Origin of the sequence: Methylocaldum marinum (assembly GCF_003584645.1) — a bacterium.
In the GTDB taxonomy this organism is placed as follows: domain Bacteria; phylum Pseudomonadota; class Gammaproteobacteria; order Methylococcales; family Methylococcaceae; genus Methylocaldum; species Methylocaldum marinum.
This window is the reverse complement of sequence record NZ_AP017928.1, coordinates 1,766,024-1,787,307: the sequence shown is the minus strand read 5'-3', so window position 1 is coordinate 1,787,307 and position 21,284 is coordinate 1,766,024. Positions and strand designations below refer to the sequence as shown.

General features: G+C 59.7%; 18 protein-coding genes. 9 read left to right on the top strand and 9 right to left on the bottom strand.

The genetic code is table 11. The features are described 5' to 3' along the window. The first annotated feature begins 243 nt into the window (after positions 1 to 243). Genes sS8_RS07780 through sS8_RS07760 form a run of 5 tightly spaced genes read left to right on the top strand, consistent with a single transcriptional unit; the run spans position 244 to position 8,827 of the window. Positions 244 to 1,926 (top strand): DUF2138 domain-containing protein, encoded by a 1,683-nt coding sequence (locus sS8_RS07780; RefSeq protein ID WP_119629157.1) that lies wholly within the window; start codon positions 244 to 246, stop codon positions 1,924 to 1,926. Further along, positions 1,902 to 2,534: a DUF1175 domain-containing protein gene (locus sS8_RS07775; protein WP_197716707.1), complete on the top strand. Its 633-nt coding sequence runs from the start codon at positions 1,902 to 1,904 to the stop codon at positions 2,532 to 2,534. The genes sS8_RS07780 and sS8_RS07775 overlap by 25 nt, the downstream gene beginning before the upstream one ends. Then, positions 2,468 to 7,249 (top strand): alpha-2-macroglobulin family protein, encoded by a 4,782-nt coding sequence (locus sS8_RS07770; RefSeq protein ID WP_119629155.1) that lies wholly within the window; start codon positions 2,468 to 2,470, stop codon positions 7,247 to 7,249. Before sS8_RS07775 ends, sS8_RS07770 begins: the two co-directional genes overlap by 67 nt. A 41-nt stretch (positions 7,250 to 7,290) precedes the next feature. Next, positions 7,291 to 7,674, top strand: a complete 384-nt coding sequence (locus tag sS8_RS07765; protein ID WP_170160992.1) for a DUF2300 domain-containing protein — start codon at positions 7,291 to 7,293, stop codon at positions 7,672 to 7,674. Then, on the top strand, positions 7,655 to 8,827 hold the full coding sequence (locus sS8_RS07760) for a DUF2135 domain-containing protein (RefSeq protein ID WP_170160991.1): 1,173 nt from the start codon (positions 7,655 to 7,657) through the stop codon (positions 8,825 to 8,827). Before sS8_RS07765 ends, sS8_RS07760 begins: the two co-directional genes overlap by 20 nt. 70 nt (positions 8,828 to 8,897) lie before the next feature. Here sS8_RS07760 and sS8_RS07755 read toward each other — a convergent pair whose 3' ends face one another. From sS8_RS07755 to sS8_RS07730, 6 genes are all read right to left on the bottom strand, one after another. Next, positions 8,898 to 9,785 carry a tetratricopeptide repeat protein gene (locus tag sS8_RS07755; RefSeq protein WP_145986447.1) on the bottom strand — a complete coding sequence of 296 codons (888 nt, stop codon included), beginning with the start codon at positions 9,783 to 9,785 and terminating at the stop codon, positions 8,898 to 8,900. A gap of 327 nt (positions 9,786 to 10,112) precedes the next feature. Continuing rightward, the gene (locus sS8_RS07750) at positions 10,113 to 10,472 is read right to left on the bottom strand and encodes a hypothetical protein (protein WP_119629151.1); all 360 of its coding nucleotides are present in this window, start codon (positions 10,470 to 10,472) and stop codon (positions 10,113 to 10,115) included. A gap of 383 nt (positions 10,473 to 10,855) precedes the next feature. Further along, the gene (locus tag sS8_RS07745) at positions 10,856 to 11,173 is read right to left on the bottom strand and encodes a hypothetical protein (RefSeq protein ID WP_119629150.1); all 318 of its coding nucleotides are present in this window, start codon (positions 11,171 to 11,173) and stop codon (positions 10,856 to 10,858) included. Between the two features lie 93 nt (positions 11,174 to 11,266). Further along, on the bottom strand, positions 11,267 to 12,685 hold the full coding sequence (locus sS8_RS07740; RefSeq protein ID WP_119629149.1) for a PhoH family protein: 1,419 nt from the start codon (positions 12,683 to 12,685) through the stop codon (positions 11,267 to 11,269). Between the two features lie 47 nt (positions 12,686 to 12,732). Further along, positions 12,733 to 13,209 carry a peroxiredoxin gene (locus tag sS8_RS07735; RefSeq protein WP_119629148.1) on the bottom strand — a complete coding sequence of 159 codons (477 nt, stop codon included), beginning with the start codon at positions 13,207 to 13,209 and terminating at the stop codon, positions 12,733 to 12,735. A gap of 13 nt (positions 13,210 to 13,222) precedes the next feature. After that, on the bottom strand, positions 13,223 to 13,771 hold the full coding sequence (locus tag sS8_RS07730) for a glycine cleavage system protein R (RefSeq protein WP_232020559.1): 549 nt from the start codon (positions 13,769 to 13,771) through the stop codon (positions 13,223 to 13,225). Positions 13,772 to 13,929: 158 nt separating this feature from the next. Between sS8_RS07730 and dapA the strand changes: the two genes are divergently transcribed. The 4 genes from dapA to sS8_RS07705 all read left to right on the top strand — a co-directional run bounded on the left by dapA (position 13,930) and on the right by sS8_RS07705 (position 19,975). Then, entirely contained in the window at positions 13,930 to 14,805 is an 876-nt protein-coding gene (gene dapA / locus sS8_RS07720) for a 4-hydroxy-tetrahydrodipicolinate synthase (protein ID WP_119629145.1), read from the top strand. A gap of 64 nt (positions 14,806 to 14,869) precedes the next feature. Further along, positions 14,870 to 15,475: an outer membrane protein assembly factor BamC gene (gene bamC / locus sS8_RS07715; RefSeq protein WP_170160990.1), complete on the top strand. Its 606-nt coding sequence runs from the start codon at positions 14,870 to 14,872 to the stop codon at positions 15,473 to 15,475. Positions 15,476 to 15,581: 106 nt separating this feature from the next. Next, positions 15,582 to 19,460, top strand: a complete 3,879-nt coding sequence (purL, locus tag sS8_RS07710) for a phosphoribosylformylglycinamidine synthase (protein ID WP_119629143.1) — start codon at positions 15,582 to 15,584, stop codon at positions 19,458 to 19,460. A gap of 74 nt (positions 19,461 to 19,534) precedes the next feature. After that, complete coding sequence (locus sS8_RS07705) at positions 19,535 to 19,975, top strand: Hsp20/alpha crystallin family protein (protein WP_119629142.1); 441 nt, start codon at positions 19,535 to 19,537, stop codon at positions 19,973 to 19,975. Positions 19,976 to 20,190: 215 nt separating this feature from the next. Here sS8_RS07705 and sS8_RS07700 read toward each other — a convergent pair whose 3' ends face one another. The 3 genes from sS8_RS07700 to sS8_RS07690 all read right to left on the bottom strand — a co-directional run bounded on the left by sS8_RS07700 (position 20,191) and on the right by sS8_RS07690 (position 21,269). Next, positions 20,191 to 20,616, bottom strand: coding sequence for a single stranded DNA-binding domain-containing protein (locus sS8_RS07700; RefSeq protein WP_119629141.1), 426 nt, complete (start codon positions 20,614 to 20,616; stop codon positions 20,191 to 20,193). A gap of 59 nt (positions 20,617 to 20,675) precedes the next feature. Further along, the gene (locus sS8_RS07695) at positions 20,676 to 20,927 is read right to left on the bottom strand and encodes a hypothetical protein (protein WP_145986446.1); all 252 of its coding nucleotides are present in this window, start codon (positions 20,925 to 20,927) and stop codon (positions 20,676 to 20,678) included. 81 nt (positions 20,928 to 21,008) lie between these two features. Then, entirely contained in the window at positions 21,009 to 21,269 is a 261-nt protein-coding gene (locus sS8_RS07690; protein WP_119629139.1) for a hypothetical protein, read from the bottom strand. Positions 21,270 to 21,284: the final 15 nt, after the last annotated feature.

Genomic DNA, 21,284 nt, shown 5'->3' with positions numbered 1-21,284 from the left:
GAGCAGGAAAGAGCCTGCCTTCCCGAACTTCGGAAGCCCCGGATGGCGAACAGTTGGATCGGCGTGATCGGGGATCCGCGCTTGGCATGTCACCTTCTCGAAATGAACGCGCGATAGCGGGCCGACGCCGGCAGCATCGGATTTCTTGTTTTTCCTACCGGCACCTGCAGGCGGCACAAGAACAACAAGAACCAGAATAACAAGACGAAGAGTTCGCGAGGCACGACGCCTCAGGGAGCAGTCATGAAGAAGAAATTCCTCATCCTCGGAGTCGGCATGGCCGTTCTGCTGGCCGCTGGCGCGTGGGTGTTTTTCCGGCTGAACGGTTTCGATTTCCGCTGGACCGCTAGCCATGTGCCGCCGCAGAGATCACACCTGGCCGATATCGATCTGTCCAGACCCGATGCTTTGCTGGTAACCCGGAGTCTCAGCGAATTGCCACGGGACATCCGTACGCTTCCCGTGTTTCAGGACGTCCTCACCGAGGATTTCTTTTTCCATTACGAGGAAAACGAGGAGCGCCTCAGTTTTTCCGGGACGCTCCGGCGCATCGCGTTCGAGCATGATCTGAGTATCGGGGATGAAATCCTGGCTTATGTCTTCAACTCGCCGGCACGGATCGCGATGTGGAAGAGCCGGGACGGGAAGCTTGGCCACCATCTCCTGATCCTGGACCGCAGCGGGCTGATCGGCGCATTGGAACTCGCCGCCAAGGTCGTTTTGAACGATCGCCAGCTCAAGCCGGCCGGAGCCATCGCTCTGGCCGAAGAGAGTCTCCCGGTTTACGAATTTCGCTACGGTCATCGGCGCCGTCTGTTTTTCGTGAGCCACGCGGACAAGCTGCTGGTATTCTCCGATGCCGAAATCTTGCTCCCCAAGGCCGGGACACGGCAGAAACAGGTGCGGGAGTTTCTGGCGTCGAACGATCCCGGCGTCTGGCTTGCCGCTTCCGGGTTCGGCCTGAAGGCCGAGGATCCGGCGAGCGCTCATACCTTGGCCGTCTCCGCCCATTATCTCTCCTTCGGCTATCAGCGCTTCTTTCCCGCCTTTGCCGCCTTGAGGTTCGATTTCACCGGGGAGCGCTGGCATGCCTCGGCGCTTCTGGACGATGCGATGCCCCCGGCGCGCGACTTGTGGCAGGCGGCCCCCGTGGGGCCGGCGCTGTGTGTCGCCTTGCCCCTGGAACCCGCGCGGGTGAAGGGGCTGCTGAATCGTTTCGTGGCGGAGAACGAAGCGGAGAATCTGGCCTCCGTCCTGGCGCCCCCGGCAGCGGTGTGCTGGTACCGAGAGGCCGAACTTTACGAACCCCTGGTGCTGGTGAAAACAAATGGGGACGTGTCCGACGACACGCTCAAGACGCTGTTCGAGAAACATATCGGAACCCACGAAGCGGGTCGTCAGCCTCCCGAAAACGCCGATCCGCCGCCCCCGAAGACCTATTACCCGCCGTTCGCCGTGCAGGAGCGCCGGGAGTCCGGCGGAACCGTGTGGCGGCGCGCGGTCAGCTCGCCTTATGGCAGCCGGTCCGGCTCGGAAAGTGCCGATGCCGAGAAGATGCGCTCGGCGCGCTATTTCGACGTGAGCCTTGCGCGCTGGAAAGACATGCTTCTGTTCTCGCCCGACGGGAAACGGGTGGACGATGCCATCGCCACCCTGGAAAAACGCTATCCGGCCTTGGCCGATTCCCTGCCGGAGGACTCGGATCTCGCCCTGGTGGCCTTTCCCGAGCAGCTCGGCGAGCTGGTGCGAGCAGCGGTCCTGGACAGTTTGCCGGAAGCCCGGGAAGTGGTGTTTCGGCAAAACGTATCGGCTCGACTCTTGCCGGTGCTGGATCGGTTCAAGACCTGGCCGGCCTATGGTCTAGCGACACCCAGGGCGTCGACCGGATGGGAACAGCTGGCATGGCAGCCGCTCGCCGCGCGCTGATCATATTGTTGTGGGCCTGCTGGGGAGCGGCCGGCGCCAATCCCCCTCTGGACGAACAGCAGTCGGCCGACTTCCGCGCCTGGTTCGTACGCATCGTCGGCGAGCAGCTTCGCCAGGGGCCATCGCCCCGCTGGGTTCACCAGGATTGCGCGGGCCTCGTGCGGTTCGCCGTGAACGAAGCGCTCCGAACGCATGACGGCAAATGGCTGAAGGCCAACGGCTTTTCCAACCGTTATCTGCCGCCGGAATTGAATCTCACGCCGGAGCAGGCGGCGCTCCGCAACCGCTGGAAGAGCTTCGACGGCGGAACCTCCGCTTACGCCTCCGCGATCGGACTGATCCAGGACAACAGCCGTTTCGTCGCCAAGGACCTCAATCAGGCGAGGCCCGGCGATCTATTGTTTTTCGACCAAGGCGAGGATCAGCACCTCATGATTTTCATGGGGGATTACATCGCTTATCACCGCGGCACGTCGACGCGACAGGACAACGGCCTGCGCGCCGTCGGTTTCGATCAACTCATGCATTGGAAGGATGCTAGGTGGCAGCCCCGAATCGACAATCCCAATTTTATCGGTGTCTTTCATTTTTCTTTCTTGTCGCGCTGACGCTGGCGGCGGTTGCGGACGACATAGGACCCAGCGGTTATCGGCCCACGCTGGGTGAGACCTTTTTCCTGCTGGCGGAATCGGGATTCGGTTCCGACCAGCAGGCCACCGTTCGGCTCGAAGCTCCGCAGCGCGAATGGCCGGAACAAGCGGCAAGCGAGGAATCCGAAACGGCGCCGGAGGGCGGGCAGGCGTCCGCCGAGGCCGAGACGAACGAGGCAGCGCCAGACGAGGCGAACGACGATCCGCTGCTCGCTTATGCGGGTGCCGACATCGTCGTTTATCGCATCCCGGACGCGCTGGAATTCCTGAAACGGCAGAAGAACCTCCATCGCATTCAGGTCGAAGGCGTACCGCGCGAGGAAGGCCTCGCCAATGCCGTGAACTACGTGTGGGACACCTGGTACAAGAAATCCCGCCTGGCCTGGCAGCGCATCTTTTCGGCCGAGGCGCGGACCAAGGTTGTCGAGGCAGCGCCGGAACTGAAACAGACCCCGCCGCATAGCTACCGCACGCGCTTCCGGCATCCGCCGCAGTTTAAGCGTCTCGAAGGCTTCGAGCAGGTTGCCGCGTTTCGTTACCCGATCTGGGACGCTACCCCCATCGCTCCGCCCCAGGACACCAAGATGAGCGGCAGCAGCAGCGAATTCATACGGCCGCGCCCGGGCAACGTGCGCATTCCCGTGGGCAAGCTGAAACCGGGATTGTATCTGGTGGAAGCCTATATCGGCGCGCATCGGGCGACCACCGTGGTGTTCGTCTCCGATACGGTGGCGGTGACCAAGACCTCCGGCGATCAACTCCTGGTCTGGACCGCCCACCGGACCACCGGCACGCCGATGCCGGATGCAAAACTGTTGCTCAGCGACGGCGTCGGGATTTTGCAGAGCGGATCGACGGATGCCGAAGGCCTGCTCCTGATGGAGCGAAAGAGCCCGGAGCGGAGCTACGTGCTGGGCATGGACGCGGAGGGCGGCGTGTTCGTCTCCGAGAACTTCTACTACGACAGCGAGATTTACGCCACCAAGCTGTACGCCTTCACCGATCGTCCCCTCTATCACCCGGGAGATACGGTGCAGGTCAAGCTCATGGGCCGAGTATTCGAGAACGCCCGAAAGTCCACGCCGCTCGCGGCGGGCGACGTCCGGCTGACCGTGCTGGACCCGAGCGGCACGCCGGTCACCGCCAAGACCTTCCCCGTCCGGGCCGAAGCGGGCGGAGACACGGCGTTCGAATTGCCCAAGGCGGCCATCGCCGGCGGTTACACCTTGCACATGGGTTACCGAGGGTCCGTCTATACCGGATCGTTCCGAGTGGGCCAGTACGCCAAGCCCCACTTCGAGATCGATATTGCCCTGGCTCAAGCCGAGTTCAAAACCGGCCAGCCGGTCAAGGGCAGCCTGCGCCTGGTTTATCCCAACGGCAAACCGGTCAGGGACGCCAAGGTGGAGCTGAGCTTGCGCGCCCGGGCCCTGACCATGGTCGGTGACGAAATCTATTATCCGTACCAGAACTGGTATCCCATCAAGGCGCAGGGGCTGTTTCCGCAAAAACTGCTGCAAAGCGAACTGACGGTTGGATCGGACGGCCGCGCCGAGTTCGAATTGCCCGCTGCGAAAGAGCCCAGCCGTTACGTGTTGAGCGTACGGGGCTTCGATCAGGCCGCCTATCGGGTCACGGCCATGAAGGAGATCCTGATCCAGCCGGGAACCAAGGCTTACGCTTTGGTCACCGATAGTCAGCTGACGCGCATCGGCGACAGCGCGAATTTCACCCTGAGAGCGCTCAACACCGCGCCGGGCGAGGCGACCCAATGGGAAGCCGTGCGCTTGGAGGATCAGACCCGCATGTCGGGTACGCTCGATAAAGAGGGTTTTGCGGTCCGGTTCGAGCGCTCCGGTTCCTATACCGTGTCGGTCAAGGCCGGCGACGGGAACATTCTCGGCAGCGTCAACCATTGGGTCGCGGGACCGGAGCTGCAAAGCTCGCCTGGCGGCATCCAAATCGTGCTGGACAAGCCGGAGTACCGGCCCGGCGAGACCGCCAAGGCGTCCATCAGCTTCCCGGTGCCGGTGGAAAACGCCCTGGTCACGCTGGAGCGGGACCGGGTGGCGCATCATGGTCTCCTGAGTGGAGGGGGGAACTGGATTCGCCTGACCCGGCAGAGCGAACTGCAGTGGAGCGCGGAAATCCCGGTAGAGGAGCGCTACAGTCCCAATATGACGTTCTCGGTCGTTTATGTCCGAAACGGCGATTACGTGTTCCAGAACAAGGGCATCACGGTCAAGGTGCCGCGCATCCGGGTGGCTTTTCAGTCCGACAAGCCGCGTTACGCGCCCGGGGAAACGGTCGAGGTGGAGGTTTCCACCACGCTGGAAGGAGAACCTCTGCCGGCACGGCTGACGGTAGGCGTGGTGGACGAGATGGTGTATGTTCTCCAGCCCGAAATCGCGCCCGATATCGGCGACTTCTTCTACCATATCCGGCGCAACCAGGTCCGCACGGCCTCCAGTCTCAACTTTCACACCTACGACAAGGCCATCCCGGCGGTGCGCGACGAGCCGTTGCAGGCGTCCTACAGCAATCGGGCCTTGAAGATGCTGGAGCGGCCGCGCCGCGAAAACATCGACACTGCCCTGTGGCTTCCGAATCTCGAAACCGGGCCGGACGGCAAGGCCCATTTCAGCTTCGTCATGCCGCAATCCCTCTCCCGCTGGCGCATCACCGGCCGGGCCATGAGTGCCGACGGCCGCGTGGGGCAGGGTGGCGCCTATGTGTTGTCCGGCAAGGATTACTATCTTAAGTGGAGCGGTCCCACCCGGTTCAGGCAGGGCGATCAGCCGGTGGTGACCCTGCTCGGCTTCAATCAGGGCACGGAGACCCGGACCGGCAAGGTCAGTGCCACCGGCCCCGGACTGGTGCTGGAACGGGAAATCGACCTGCATCCGGGCGCCAACTACCTGGAACTGCCGCTCAAGACCGCGCAGGACGGCGTCGTCGTGACCAAGCTGGAAGTCGACGGCAATAGCGTCGATCACCTGGAGACGGTGCTGTCGGTCGAGCCGCAGGGCTGGCTCACCGCTGAATCGATGCCGCTCAAGCTGATGCAGGCCGAAACGCCGGTATCGCTTCCGGCGGATGCGAAAAATATCCGTCTCAGCCTGTCCGGCCGGGCCGCCGACAGTTTCCTGAGCATTGCCGACAGCCTGATCGAGTATCCTTACGGCTGCGTGGAGCAGACGGCGAGCCGGTTATTGCCGTTGACGCTGATCTATCGTCACCTGAAACCGTTGGACACCAGCGGTAAGGTGCTGGACCGGCTGCATAACCGTATTGCCCATCACCGCCTCCGCCTCGCGCGGATGGCCGGACCGGAGGCGGCGTTCGGCTGGTGGGGCGATTTGACCCGGGCCGATCCATTCCTCACCGCCTATGCTTATTACACCGACTGGAATGCCTTGGCCGCCTTGGGCATCGAGGCGCCGGGCAGTCACTGGGCAACGCTGCTGGATGTCTACAAGTACGCTGCGGTGGACCAGCCCCTGCTACACAAGGCGGTGATCCTTTGGATGTCCAGGGAAATGGGGCTTCCGGTCAGAACCTTGCTGGGCGGCGCCATCGAAGAGGCGATACAAGCCGCCGCGCCGGTGGCCGAAGCCCGATTGATCCCCAGTGTCAGCCGGTTCATGGAGGAAGCGAAGAGCCGGGAAAGCGAGGACATGGCCCTGCTCCTTTTGAGCGCTCTGGCAAGAGCCGAGTTGCAAACGGCCAAGCCCCAGGCCGAGGCGACGGCTTGGCTGATTGCTCTGGAACAACTGGCCCGGTCCGCCCGCGAGCGGCTCGCGGACCTGGAGCATCCGCTGGCCCAGGCGGTGCTGTTGGCGACCAAGACGCAACCGGACGCCGGGATGGACGCGCTGATCGCCGAGCAAATCCTCGCTTCGGTAGGCCCCGAAATGGCAACGATCGACCGCGCTCTGACGCTGGCTATGGTCGACCGGGCGCTGGATGCCTGGGAGCCCGCGGTCGGCGAATTCGATCCGGGTCCCGGTTGGCAAAAGCGGGACGGCGAGGCGGGAGCTTCCGTCTGGCACCGGGATGAAGGCGCCGGACCGCCGGTAATCCAGCTGAAAGAAGAGCCGCTCGTCCCCGTGTCCCTGCGGATCAGCTACGACCGCTACACGATAGGCGAGTCCCGGCTGCCGGTGCGGATCGAACGCAAACTTTACCGAGTGGAGCCGGTGCCAGCGGAGGAACGCGCGAAGAGCGATTCGGAAGGAGAAGAAGGAGGAGAGGAGGGTACCGTGTTCCGTGCCGTACCCGTGGACGAACCCTGGAAGGTAGAAGTCGGACAGCTCTATCTGGACGAGGTGCGGCTTGCTTCCACAGTCCAGAGCCCTTTCCGGTTCGGCGTTGTCGACGTGCCCCTGCCGCCCGGCGCCGATGTCGAGCCCACCACCTGGGGCCTGTTCATCGAGGGACTGCCTGGCGAAGCCGAGACTGTGGAGATGCCGGAATCCCGTCGGGCGGGGGGCGAACGCGGGTATTCCATCCCGGTCGATCAGCTCCAGGGATCCGAAGTGTTTCGCCACCTGGTGCGTTTCGGTCAAAGGGGCGGCTTCAGCCTGCCGCCGGCCCGCTATTTCCGCATGTATCGGCCGGACGATCAGGCCTATGAGGCGGGCAGCGCCTCGCGTTCCGTAGCGGTGCGTTAGATCCGATGCGAAGGACCAAAACGATTTGGGGGCGACTCGCCATGATCGGCACATTGGCGCTGCTCGTCATCCGCCCGGCGAATGCCGAGGAGGGCGGGGCCTGCCGCCGGGACGCAAAGTGGGAAGCCTGGCTGGAACGCCAGGCCGAGCGTTGGCACCGACGCCTTTTGGCCTTCGAGGGTTACGAGAGGCCGGAACGCTTCGCGATCTGCCTCGCCCGACGCGGCGGCCCGCGGGTCGACTATCGCCGTGATCGCATTTTCCTGCGCCGGGTGGACGAAAACGAGGACCGGGCAAGCCTGGCCCATGAATACCTGCACCTCGCTTTCAGGAATCACCCGGTTTCCCGTGACGAAGGTTTCATCGAGGGACTGGCCCGGCGGCTGGTTCTGGAAGGAGATCGTTATGAATATAACCCTGATTAAGGACGCTCTGAATAAGCCCTCTCCCTCCGGGAGAGGGTTGAGTGAGGGCCCGTTAGATCAATCCGTTGCACAGCTTGCTTCTCCGAATTGGAGACTTAATCAGCGCATCCTTAAGGGGGGCCTCGTATTGCTCGGCGGCCTTTTCGCAACGGCGCTTCCGGCCGCAAGCTTCGATTGTGCCAAGGCCCGGGCGACGGTGGAAAAGCTGATCTGTGCCGACACCGACCTTTCCCGGCAGGACCAACGATTGAGCGAGGTCTATGGGAAAGCCGCGGAGAGGCTCGCGGAAGACAAGACCCGTCTCAAGCAACTCGGTGACGAACAAAAAGCCTGGTTGCGTCAGCGGGGACGGTGTACCGATATGGCCTGCCTGAAGCAGGTTTATCGAACCCGCATAAGCGAACTGGAAGGTCGTTCCGATCGAAGCGGCAGTCAAGCCGGAATCGATCTCGGTACGCCTCTGAACGGATGGCGGAATTCCTTCGATCAACGGGTCGACCACTCCCGTTACTTCGGCGGCATGGCGCCGGCGGCCGACACCGAGGATGAGGAAAACCGTTCGAATGTGATCCGGGGGCGCATCGACGCGAACGGCGATGAACCTTTTCAATTGATCGTGAACGGCAACCCGATGCCTCTTTTGGTGGAGAACGGGAAGTTTTTTCAACCTTATACCTTCAGTCCGGGCTCGAATACCGTCGAGATTCGGAGCCCGGATCGCCGTAAGCACGTACGCACTCAGTTCTATGAAGTCCATCAAGAGACCGCTCATCCCAAGATGCGCATTATTCTGTCCTGGGATACCCACGCGGAACTGGATCTCCATGTCATTACGCCGGACGGTGCGCATTGTTCCTGGAACAACCCGGTGCTCGAAAACGGCGGCGCCATAGACGTGGATCTCTCGCGGGGCGGCTACGGTCCCAAGATGTTCGTCACCCCTACGCCTCTGGCCGGGACCTATCTTGTTTACGTGAACTACTGGTCGGATTGGAACGCGGGTGCGGAGGGGAACCCGCACGACGGGATCACGGTCGCCAAGCTAACGATCGTCACCGATGAAAATACGCCCGACGAAAAGGTGCGAACACTGATGTTGCCGCTGCGTCATCCGGGGGAATTGGTGAAGGCGGATTCGTTTGTTTACCCATGAACAGACGTTTGCCCTCGCCAGCATGCGCGGTCGGCAAGCTTCTGCCGATCACTTGTCCGAGGCGTAAAGCTCAGCTGAAAAACTGACGGATCATGTCGCGGATTCTTCGTTGCTCGGGAGACAGAATGTCAGGGCTACTGTCCTGTAGCCAATTCAGATATTGCTGTATGACGTATCCGGCCGCTGCATGGTCGGAAGTATGGGTCAAAGTCAGAAAGAGGTTCCAGGCCGCGGCGGTGGTGTCGGGGTGGCGATCTCCCAGCACGTATCTCCGTACGTCCAACACCTGCTGGTGAAGCGCCTTCGCCTCGGCAACATTGCCGAGTGCCCAAAACATCTCGGCCAGATTGGACATGGCGGTCAAAGTATTCGGATTTTCTTTTCCCAGCGTTCGGCAGCAACTGTCGAGTGCCATCTCCTGCAGTATGCGGGCTTTGGTGAATTCTCCCTTGAGCCAAAGGGACTCGGCCTCCCGCTGCAGTGAAGTGATGTTGTCGAAGCGGTCGGTATTGGTGATTTTGTTTATGAACTTAGGTGCACCGGGTTCGCCGATGCCGATCGGGTGAATCGCAGTCCCCGGACACGGCGGGCTGCTCGCATGCGTTGCGCTTTTCCGGTTCGGTTCGATTGGTTTCATGGCCAAGGTTCTTTCATCCGGCGGCGCCGGTTTGGAAGCGACGCTTTCCGGCTGCAATTGCCCTAATCCCGGCACTGAGGCGATCAGATGCACCAAATGGTCGATCTGAAGATCGCTTTCCAGGCTGCCTAGGATAAACGAATCATACCCGGCGAATTCCGGTGGCAGAACTGCCCCGCGATATAAAATGGGAATAAGCCGCCTGTTTTCCCAAAGCGACGGCTCGTGCTCAAGACGACCGGCGCGTAGCGCATTGGTTTCGGGACATTGGCGGACTTCGAGTGGATCGGTCCCGGCGCCGGTGATCAAACAGAGAATCACTTTCGCTCGCCGGACACATTCGTCTAAGGGATCGGGAGGTAAGCCCTCCGATAGAATGTCGCGGTAGCCGATGGCGATACATTCAGGGGGAAAATAACGGCATAAACGGCGATAGAGGACTGATGCCGGAGTTGCGGCGGAGAGGCGGTCGTAGCAGATGAAGATGTCGCAATGAGGCACGGTCTATCCCGCCCGGCTATTGGATCTCCCTGTGCAAGCGGCGCGAATCCGGAAATACGATCCGATGCCTGCATCCATGGGCCATCCGTGACCCTCTATCTCCTGCCCCAATTAAAAACCTAAAACCCCGGCGAATCTGTGAAATATTCACATTTTTGAGTTCGCGTCTCCCGAAAATTGATCCGTGGCCAGTTGCGCTTCCATCCTTGCCCGCAGCACAGCCGTTTCGAGCGATAGTCTCGCTGCTCTCGCACTCAAGCCATTACGAGCTTCGGCAGTTCCGGCTTCCGATTCCTGCCAGGCCATTTCTTCCACAGCAAGTTTCCGCGCCCCGTTCCAAGCGGCATGGGCCATAAGCGGAGAGAGCTTGCCTTCCGGATCGAATTTCCTTATCACGTAGTCAGCCATTGAGTCCGGAGTGGCGGAATCGCCGATCGAACATATCCCATCCCAAATCAAAGCTCGTACAACGGAGCTCATTTCTTTCTCATCATTTTCTGTCGTCATTTTCGATGTCTCAGGGGTTATTCGCCGTCAATCTGTACTCCGTGTAGAAGCTTGTCCCCGGTTTGGCCCCGAATTGAAAAGCATGACGCTTAGCTCCGAGCCGCAGTTGCGTCGGAAGGGGCACGTAGAAGGCGGCTTGTTGGATTTAGTCAGGGGAAATAGACCGTACCCGACGGCATTTCGTCAAGTCGTTGCGGCAAATTTCGAACCGTCGCATTATCCCGGAAACGGCAGGCGTCTGCTTGGAAGGAGTGGAAAAGCCGTGCGAATTCTGACCGTTCTACCTTCTTCTACCGATCCCTCCGTTTCGGTGAAGTCGCTATGCACACTGCCGTTTCCGGGGTTTTCGTCTTCTGCAGTTCAATGGTATCGAAGTCGGTGCCTCAGCTTCGATTTGCTTCGTCTCCAAAAATCAGGCTGAGTCTGGGTAAGGGCGGCGGGGCGTGCGGTTCTGCGGAATACGCCTTTATCAATACGAGCGCATGGGGCAGTGATTCGGGCGTGAAATAAACGAAATAAGCCGATTTGTCATCGGATGCGGTCCCATACATCGCCATGCCCCTCGGTCCGTTCCGGGCGATGTAAATGCGGCGGAACGTGCCGCGGATGACGGAGACTTCGCCGCTTTCGTACTCGTCGCGCGTAAGCCGGATTCGGTACCAGTTTTGAGATTCCGTTCCGGCAGCGGCTTTTTTATCCAAGAATCGGTACTCCGTCAGTCTGTGAGCCGCATTTGTACATTGGACATTTCACGCTGCCCGGCATTCCCGTCGCCGTCATCGTCCATTCTAAAGCTATAAGGAATCTGCCGCATAGTCGGCCAGGCGGGAGCGTTCGCCCCGCTTCAAGGTAATGTGCGCCGCATGCGGCCAATCCTTGAACCGGTCGACCACGTAGGTCAGCCCGGAAGTCGTGCCGGTCAGATACGGCGTATCGATTTGCGCGATATTGCCGAGGCAGACGATCTTGCTGCCGGGACCGGCGCGGGTGATCAACGTTTTCATCTGCTTCGATGTCAGGTTCTGCGCCTCGTCCAGAATGATGAAACGGTTCAGGAATGTGCGGCCGCGCATGAAATTGAGCGAACGCATCTTGACGCGGTTCAACAGCAAAGTGTTCGTGGCCTGTCGCTCCCAGGCGGAGCCGTTTTCATGGTTGCTCAACAATTCCAGGTTATCGAGCAGCGCGCCCATCCAGGGTGTCATCTTCTCTTCCTCGGTACCGGGTAGGAATCCTATGTCTTCGCCCAAGGGTATCGTTTCCCGGGTCATCACGATTTCCCGGTAGATTTTCTGTTCGAGTGTCATGGCAAGACCGGCCGCCAAAGTCAACAGCGTCTTGCCGGTTCCGGCGATACCCAATAATGTGACGAAATCGATTTCGGGATCCAGAAGAACATTGAAGGCGAAGTTCTGTTCCCGGTTGCGCGCCTGAATGCCCCATACCGCGTGTTGCGGGTTGCGATAGTCGCGGGCCAGTTCGATGACGGCGCTGCCGCTCTCCTTGCTGCGGACGATGGCTTCGAAATTCGATTCGTCCGGAAGGTAAAGAAATTGGTTGGGATACCAATCTTTCAGCAACGGACCCGAGACACGATAAAAGGTGCGCCCCAGCGGGTCCTGCCAGGAGTCCATCTTGCTGCCGTGGGTTTCCCAAAAATCGAGCGGGAGCTCGAAAGCTCCGCTGTACAGCAGATTGATATCATCCAGCACCTGATCGCTGTGGTAGTCCTCGGCGCGTATTCCGAGCACCGAAGCCTTGATGCGCATGTTGATGTCTTTCGACACCAGCACCACTTGTGTTTCCGGCTGCTCCTCGGACAAGGCCAGCATGGTGGCGAGAATGGAATTGTCCGGCAAATCGCCGGGCAGGCTTTCCGGCAAGACCGAGTCCATGCGCCGAACCTGGAAAAACAGGCGGCCGCAACATTTTTCGTCGATTCGGGAGGCATATTGCAGTTGATTCAGCGGTATGCCGTTGCTGATCGCGTGAATATCGGCATGTTGAATCAATTCGTCGAGAAAACGGCTGGCCTGGCGGGCATTGCGGGCAACGTCCGATAGTCCCTTTTTCGAATGGTCCAGTTCTTCCAGCACGATCATGGGGATGTAGATGTCGTGTTCCTGGAAACGGAACAGCGAGGCCGGATCGTGCATCAGTACATTGGTGTCGAGTATGAAAAGCTTTTGTTCAGCGCTTTGATCTTGACTCATGATGGATTGTGGTTGACATAGGGAATGGGAGATCGAACGGGCGCTCTTTATTGGGCGGCCAGCTCCCGGATTTTCCCCAGTACCTCCTGTGCATGGCCGTCGACGCGGACCTTCCGCCATTCGGCGGCAATCGTGCCGGCCGGGTCTATGAGAAAGGTGCTGCGCTCGATGCCCAGTACCTGTTTGCCGTACATGTTCTTCATCTTGATGACATCGTAGAGCTTGCAGATCGTTTCGTCCTCGTCGGAGATCAGCTCGAACGGAAACTCATACTTGCATTTGAAGCCTTCGTGAGATTTCACGCTATCCCTGGAAATCCCCAGGATCTCGGCATTCAAATTCTGAAAATCGGCATACAGGTCACGAAAATCCTGGCCTTCCTGAGTACAGCCGGGCGTATTGTCCTTGGGATAGAAGTAAAGGACGAGGTATTTGCCTCGATAATCCGAAAGCGTGATGGTTTTGCCGGATGTGGCCGGAGCCGAAAAGCTCGGCGCGGCTTGCCCGGGAGAAGCAGTTGTCATAGTGGCTCCATTTTTAGCGTTTTACGGGTTCAAGTATGGCATCCAGGTTCTGCTGATCGCAGAAATCAAGGAATTCGTCGCGCAGCGAGACAATGCGCATGCCTGTCGGGATCTTTACGACCATATGTGCGAGAAACAATGGGGTGCCGCTGAAGGGGGCAGGATAGCGGCTGGTGCTGAGATCCAGAATCTTGATATTGCGAGTGGAGAGAAACACGCTGAGTTCGTGAATGCTGTTGATCTGATCCGTGGCGAAGATGTCGATCGCATAGGGCAGGGTATTGTCTTCCCTGTCCTCCGGTTCCCGCCCGCGCAGCGTGTTGATCTTCATGGCGAAGCGATTTGCCAGGTTTTCGAATGCACTTTCCAGCCGCACGATGTGATTCCAATTGCCCTCGACCAGCAAATGTCCGGCAAATTCGTTTCCCAGCTCGGTCATGCGGCTTTCGAGAATCGTACATTTGCAGTCCTTGATGGCGCGGGTTATTTCCACGATCAGATCGGAGCGATCTTCGCCCAGGACGGTGATGGCGAGCTGCATAGAAGTGTTGTTTCTCTTCATGAAAAAATGCAAAAAGTGTATCACTTTCATCCAAGCGGTGCCGCTGCCGGCCCTGCTTCGGTTTCCGGCGGTTTTCCTCCGTATACACGGCTTACGCGGTTGTCAGATGGCAGTGGCGCACGGTAACATGTTCATTTTATTGAACCGAGTTGAATTGCATGATTCAAGGTAGCATCGTCGCATTGGTAACCCCGATGAAACCGGACGGTACGCTGGATGACGAAAGTTTGAGCCGCTTGCTCGAATTTCATATCGAACAGGGAACCGATGCCATCGTTGCCGTGGGAACCACCGGAGAATCGGCGACTCTCGATGAGGCGGAGCACTGCCGCGTCATTCAATTCGTAGTGGAAAAGGTTGCCGGACGGGTTCCCGTGATTGCCGGCACCGGCGCCAATTCCACCACCGAGGCGATCAATCTGACGGCGCGCGCCAAAGCGGCAGGCGCGGACGCCTGTCTGCTGGTGACGCCTTATTACAATAAGCCTACGCAGGAAGGTCTTTATCTTCATTACAAAGCCGTTGCCGAGGCGGTGGACATTCCCCAGATTCTTTACAACGTTCCCGGCCGAACTGCTTGCGACCTGCTGCCCGCAACGGTCGCTCGCCTTGCCGAAGTTCCCCATATTGTCGGCATCAAAGAGGCTACCGGCAATCTGGATCGAGCAAGAGAAATTATGCGCCTGTGCGGTCCGAATTTCCTCCTTTATTCCGGCGACGATGCGACGGCGTGCGAATTCTGCCTGCTCGGCGGAAAAGGCGTGATTTCGGTAACGGCCAACGTGGCGCCCAAGCTCATGCACGAGATGTGCGCAGCGGCCGTCGCCGGCGATGCGGAGGCGGCCAGAGCCATCGACGCCAAGCTGGCCGCGCTCCACCGCGACCTGTTCGTCGAGTCGAACCCGATACCTGTGAAGTGGGCGGTGTGCGAACTGGGATTGATAGAATCCGGCATTCGCTTGCCGTTGACCTGGCTCTCGGAGAGCTGCCGGGAAACGGTTCGTAGCGCCATGCGCCAAGCCGGTACGATTTAATTTCGAATGCAGTATGAATCGATTCGATTTCAGAGCCGTTATTTTGGCCTCGAGTGTTCTTGTTTTGAGCAGCTGCAGCTTCGTCGCCGGTCTGTTTCCGGATAAGCAGAAGCAATACAAGTTCAGTTCCGAGATTCCCGCGCTGGAAATACCGCCGGATTTGCATGCATCCACCATCGAAGGCAGCGAAAATCGGGTGGAACCGAGCCGGTTGAGCGCTTCCGCGGATAAATCCACCCTGTCCGATGAGTCGGAGAACGGATCTTCACAGGCCACTTTGGCGCAGAATTCCGACGACATACCGCTGATCGAGCTCGAAGCGTCCTATGCCGAGGCCTGGAACGAAGTGGGCAAGGCCCTGGGACGGCTCAGACTCGAGGTCAGCGATCAAAACCGTTCGGACGGCCTCTACTACGTCTATTTCCGCGAAGAGGACAAACCGTACGAAGACCGAGGGCTGTTCGGCGACCTTAGCGCCTTATTCACGGGTTCCGAACCGCCGGCCAAGGAATATCGAGTCAAGCTGGAGGACAGGCGGAACGTCACCGTAATCTATGTTCTCGACGAAAACGGCGAGCCGCGGAGAGAAGGACCGGGATTGGATCTGCTTAAGCGGCTGCACCAAACGTTGTCGTCGCTCGACGAGTTTCAGGAGCCGGATAAGGAATAACGCTTTCCCCCGGCGTTTCCAACAGGACAGGCGTGTCTTCCGGTCCGCTCGCCTCGCGCTCGGACGCATCCAACTGCCGTACCCAGGATAAGAGAAAGCCAAGACCATGTTTGCCACGTTTTCCGGTCCTTCCGCCCTTTCCACGTTTCGTCTGCAAAAGCTTTTGGCCGATCTTCAAGGCGTCGAGCCATCCATTGCCGAAGTCTCGGCGGTCTACGTGCATTTTGCCGAGCTTGAACGCGCGTTGAGCGAAACGGAGAAGCGTACGCTGGAGAGTATTCTGGCTTACGGACCGGCCCACGATTCGCCGAGCGGTACTGGCGACCCTTTGTTGGTGGTACCGCGGCTGGGCACGATTTCCCCATGGTCGAGCAAGGCGACCGATATCGTGCGGCGCAGCAATCTCGAAGCCGTCCTGCGCGTGGAGCGGGGAATCGAATATCGCGTCCGAAGCAGTAAGGGCGTTAAGGTCTCGAACGAGGAAGCCGTCAAGTCTCTGATCCACGATCGGATGACTCAAACGGTGCTCCTGCCGGGACAAGAGTCTCTCGTCTTCCAGCACCCGGCGCCGACGCCATTGGAGTACATTCCATTGCTGGAAGAAGGCAGACCGGCACTGGTCAAGGCCAACAGCAGGCTGGGACTGGCGTTGTCCGAGGACGAGCTGGACTATCTGGCCGATAGCTTCACGGCACTGCGGCGGAATCCGTCCGACGTCGAATTGATGATGTTCGCCCAGGCCAATTCGGAACATTGTCGGCACAAGATTTTTAACGCCAGCTGGCGTATCGACGGGGAGACTCGGGCAGAAACCCTGTTCGACATGATCAGGAATACGACCCGGCGCTCTCCGGAAGGGGTTTTATCCGCCTACCGCGATAACGCGGCGGTCATGCAGGGGCCGACGGCCAACGTGTTTTTGCGCGACCCGGAAACGCTCGAATACAGTTATCGAGAGGAGCCGGTCCACATCCTGATGAAGGTGGAAACTCATAATCATCCGACGGCCGTTTCACCTCATCCCGGTGCTGCAACCGGCTCCGGCGGCGAAATTCGCGACGAGGCGGCCACCGGACGGGGTTCGCAGACGAAGGCCGGTCTCACCGGCTTTTCCGTGTCCCATCTTCGCATCCCGGGCTTCAGCCAGCCCTGGGAAAAGGACCACGGCAAGCCGGGCCGTATTGCCTCGGCACTTGACATCATGCTGCAGGGACCGATCGGCGGAGCGGCATTCAACAACGAATTCGGCCGTCCGAATCTCTGCGGATATTTCCGCACCTTCGAGCAACAGGCCAGGGATAGTTCCGGTTTGTACGGCTACCATAAGCCGATCATGATCGCCGGCGGAATGGGAAACATTCGGCCCCAACATCTCGCGAAACAGCCGATTCCGGCCGGTGCTCCCATCATCGTGCTCGGCGGCCCGGCCATGCTTATCGGGCTCGGTGGCGGAGCCGCGTCCTCGGTCGCGTCGGGCGAGAGCGCCGAGGATCTGGATTTTGCCTCCGTTCAGCGAGAGAACCCGGAGATGCAGCGGCGCTGCCAGGAAGTGATCAACCGCTGTGCCGCGCTGGGTGAAGACAATCCAATCTTGTCCGTCCACGATGTGGGAGCCGGCGGGCTATCGAACGCCGTGCCGGAAATCATCCACGATTCAGGGCGGGGCGGACGGTTTGAGCTTCGCGACATACTCATCGACGAGCCCGGCATGTCGCCGATGCAGATTTGGTGCAACGAATCGCAAGAGCGTTATGTCATCGCCCTCAAACCCGAGGCACTGGACCGGTTCCGGGCATTTTGCGAGCGTGAGCGCTGCCCTTATGCCGTCATCGGCTACGCAACCGAAGAAGAGCGCCTGGTCCTCAGCGATACTCGATTCGGTACCCACCCGATCGATATATCCATGGCGCTGCTGTTCGGCAAGCCGCCGAAAATGCAGCGCGACGCCGCGAGAATTGCCAATCCGCAAGCGCCTATTGCCCGCAACGGCATCGAAATCCGGGAGGCGGCCAAGCGGGTTTTGAACTTCCCCGCGGTGGCGGACAAACGCTTTTTGATCACGATCGGCGATCGCTCGGTCGGCGGGCTGGTGGCGCGCGATCAAATGGTCGGACCGTGGCAGGTGCCGGTGGCGGATGTGGCGGTTACCGTTTCCGGTTTTCAGGCGTACGCCGGCGAGGCCATGGCTATGGGTGAACGAACGCCCCTGGCGGTCATCGACGCACCGGCGTCGGGGCGTATGGCGGTTGGCGAGGCCTTGACCAACATCGCCGCCGCCCGAATCGGTTCCTTGAGCCATGTGAAGCTGTCGGCCAATTGGATGGCGGCGGCGGGCGCTGCCGGCGAGGATGCCAAGCTGTTCGATACGGTAAAGGCCGTGGGCCTGGACTTGTGTCCCACCCTGGGCATTGCGATTCCGGTCGGGAAAGACTCGTTGTCGATGAAGACGGTATGGCGGCAGGACGGACGCGATGTCGTCATGACGGCGCCGCTGTCGCTGATCATTTCCGCATTCGCGCCGGTGGTCGACGTGCGCCGCACCCTGACGCCCGAGCTTCGGCTCGACTGCGGCCCGACCCGTCTGATTCTGATCGATCTCGGTCAGGGCAGTAATCGCCTGGGCGGTTCCGCCTTGGCGCAAGTCTACGGGCAAATGGGAAACGATTCGCCCGATCTCGACGATCCCGCCCTGTTCAAGTCCTTTTTCGCCGCAATCCAGTCCTTGAACGAGGAAGGGCGACTGCTGGCCTATCACGACCGGTCCGACGGCGGTTTGTTCGCGACGCTCTGCGAAATGGCTTTCGCCGCACGCTGCGGACTCGAAATCGATGTTTCCGCGCTAGGGGACGATCCGGTCGCTGCGCTGTTTTCCGAGGAGCTCGGAGCCGTGATTCAGGTGCGGGAGACGGATCTGAGTGGAGTCACTGAACTGTTCGATCGGTCCGGGCTCGGCCGCTTCACTCATGTCATCGGCTTGCCCGGTGCCGACAAGCAAATCGTGTTCAGGGGGGGCGGCGAGATCTTGTTGTCCGAGTCCCGTGCCGAGCTGCAGTGCACCTGGGCGGAAACCAGCTACCGCATGCAGGCCTTGCGCGATAATCCGGACTGCGCACGCCGGGAATTCGAAGCCATCGCGGTCGAGGACGATCCCGGCCTCAACGCCGAGCTGAGCTTCGATCCCGCCGACGATGTCGCCGCGCCCTTTATCGCCAAAGGCCGGCCGCGCGTGGCGATTCTCCGGGAGCAAGGCGTCAACGGACACGTGGAAATGGCGGCGGCGTTCGATCGAGCCGGCTTCACGGCGGTGGACGTGCATATGAGCGATATCCTGGCGGGACATGTAAAGCTCCGCGATTTCGTCGGCCTGGCCGCTTGCGGCGGATTTTCCTACGGTGACGTACTGGGTGCCGGGGGAGGCTGGGCCAAATCGGTATTGCTCGATGCGCGTGGCCGCGATGAATTCCGCGCCTTTTTCGAAAGGCACGACACGTTCGGTATCGGCGTCTGCAACGGCTGCCAGATGATGTCCCATCTCGCCGAATTGATTCCCGGCGCCGTCCATTGGCCGCGCTTCGTCCGAAACGAATCCGAGCAGTTCGAGGCACGCGTGTCCTTGGTCGAAGTCCAGCGATCGCCATCCATCTTGTTTACCGGTATGGAAGGATCGCGTATCCCGGTGGTCGTGGCTCACGGTGAAGGAAGAGCCGAATTCCATGACGATGCACGCAAGGCGCTCAGTCTCGGCTTGGTTTCGCTCTGCTATACCGATACCCACGGCAAGATTGCCGAGTCGTTCCCACACAATCCGAACGGGTCGCCTTTGGGCATTACCGGCCTGACGACACTTGACGGTCGCTTCACCATCATGATGCCGCATCCGGAACGGTGTTTCCGCACGGTGCAGAATTCTTGGCATCCGGCAGGGTGGGGCGAGTACGGGCCATGGATGCGTCTATTTCGGAATGCGCGGGTTTGGGTGGGCTGATTCGCGGACGCTTGAAATGCCCGCTCACACCTCCATATTGCGTTTAGAGCCGAAACTCTTTACCGCAGGAGGTAATCACGATGACTCGATACGAACCCTGGAGCATTTTGAATCAGCTTCAAAGAGAGCTGGAACGTTCCTTCGAAGGCGGTCGCCCCGGGACCGATACCGCGGCCACCGCGGAATGGACCCCCGCCGTGGATATCAAGGAGGAACCGGGCCGCTATATTCTATGGGCCGATCTTCCCGGCGTAAGCTCGGATAGCATCGATATCATGATGGAGAACGGCATACTCACGCTGAAAGGCGAGCGGAAAACCGAGGCGACGGTTCGTCGCGAAGGCCTGAAACGCGTCGAGCGGGTATTCGGATCCTTCTATCGCCGCTTCTCGCTGCCGGACACCGCCGATGCGGACGGAATCACGGCGCGCAGCAAGAATGGGGTTCTGGAAATCTCCATACCGAAGAAAGCCGCCGTACAACCGAAAAAAATCAACGTCGTCAGCGAGGGTTAAAGAGCGGGGACCCATTCCGCCCCGGGCACACGCTATCCGAAGGCGCTCATCGCTTCACGGCGCTGGTTTCGAAATACGCGAAAGCGTCCGTGCTTCGACGTAGCCCCGTTTCCCACAGCGCCTAGCCTGACGGGAAGGATTCCCGCCAGACTCCGCGGAAATATCAAATTGGCGTCACCGGCTCGGTGGCGCTTTCCACTGACTCGCTATCGATCCTATTTGGGAGTCTTGGAAGCTCTTCGCCTGGGCTGTTGCCGATTCGCCTGAGCGTTCTGTGGATCGTTTCCTCTTTGCGCGGTTCGTCTCGGCGGTCTTCTGCCTGCTTCGCCTGTGCCGGTCGACGGCGCCTCGAAACTTTCGGCGATAGCCGGATCCGTGGACGGGGCTTGTTCTTCCGTTAAAACCGAACTGCTCTCCGCCGGGTCCTCGACTCGGGACACGCTTTCGCCGAGCGCAAAAATGAAATAAAGCAGAGTCGAGAGCAGCAAGAGCGACACCAGAACCGGCGGCTCGACCAGAAGCAGAAAGGCAAAGGTGATAATGAACAGGCTGGTTTGAACCGGATGGTCCAAAATGATGGTGAGCGATTTCTGCCAATCAAAAAGGCGGATTTTAGGCTCCGACGCCTTTACCGTATTCACATGCGTACTCCGTTTGACGTAACGCCAGGGTTTTTGCTTGAACTTTCGTCGGCCTTCGCTCAGGGCCGTTTTTCAGCGTTGGAGCGTGCCGCGAACGATTTTGCGCTGAAAAACATCCCGAGATAAACCAGGCCCACGAGCAGCACGAAACGGAGCAGCAATGGCGCTCGTCCGAAGCTCAATAAGGCAAAATCCGTTACGAAGAGGCTGGTGAGCAGTGGATGATTCAAAAAAACGTCTACATTCAAACGCTCGATGATCGTCTTCAGGCAAGCGCCTGATTTCGATGCGGTGGGTGACAGATGGGACATATATTTCTCCGGCAAATTGGTGCACCGATGCGGCATCGGCTCCTGCCCATCGGTGCGTTCCACAAATCGGACGGATAGACCCTAGTTCTTGACGAATTCGGGATTTTGGTAAATTACCGTCGGCGTGAAAGAGGAACCCGGATATTTGGAATCCTGCCGCGCGCCGGGCTGGCTATCCGAAGAAATGTTCGAGCCGGTTTGGGCGATCAATTCGTGATCTTGATAAATCACGGAAGGTTTGAAATGATGCGCGGGATAACGGGTGTCCTCGTCGGACCACGCGCCGGGTGCCGCGACGATCATTAAAGTCGTACCTAAAAACAGAGTGCTGATTTTTCGCATGAGTGGTTCCTCCTC

Bases quoted from the DNA above. Each gene is read 5' to 3' on its own strand.
- sS8_RS07780 (WP_119629157.1), top strand. From the start codon at position 244: ATGAAGAAGAAATTCCTCATCCTCGGAGTCGGCATGGCCGTTCTGCTG.
- sS8_RS07775 (WP_197716707.1), top strand. From the start codon at position 1,902: ATGGCAGCCGCTCGCCGCGCGCTGATCATATTGTTGTGGGCCTGCTGG.
- sS8_RS07765 (WP_170160992.1), top strand. From the start codon at position 7,291: ATGATCGGCACATTGGCGCTGCTCGTCATCCGCCCGGCGAATGCCGAG.
- sS8_RS07760 (WP_170160991.1), top strand. From the start codon at position 7,655: ATGAATATAACCCTGATTAAGGACGCTCTGAATAAGCCCTCTCCCTCC.
- sS8_RS07750 (WP_119629151.1), bottom strand. From the start codon at position 10,472: ATGACGACAGAAAATGATGAGAAAGAAATGAGCTCCGTTGTACGAGCT.
- sS8_RS07740 (WP_119629149.1), bottom strand. From the start codon at position 12,685: ATGAGTCAAGATCAAAGCGCTGAACAAAAGCTTTTCATACTCGACACC.
- sS8_RS07735 (WP_119629148.1), bottom strand. From the start codon at position 13,209: ATGACAACTGCTTCTCCCGGGCAAGCCGCGCCGAGCTTTTCGGCTCCG.
- sS8_RS07730 (WP_232020559.1), bottom strand. From the start codon at position 13,771: ATGAAGAGAAACAACACTTCTATGCAGCTCGCCATCACCGTCCTGGGC.
- dapA (WP_119629145.1), top strand. From the start codon at position 13,930: ATGATTCAAGGTAGCATCGTCGCATTGGTAACCCCGATGAAACCGGAC.
- purL (WP_119629143.1), top strand. From the start codon at position 15,582: ATGTTTGCCACGTTTTCCGGTCCTTCCGCCCTTTCCACGTTTCGTCTG.
- sS8_RS07695 (WP_145986446.1), bottom strand. From the start codon at position 20,927: ATGTCCCATCTGTCACCCACCGCATCGAAATCAGGCGCTTGCCTGAAG.
- sS8_RS07690 (WP_119629139.1), bottom strand. From the start codon at position 21,269: ATGCGAAAAATCAGCACTCTGTTTTTAGGTACGACTTTAATGATCGTC.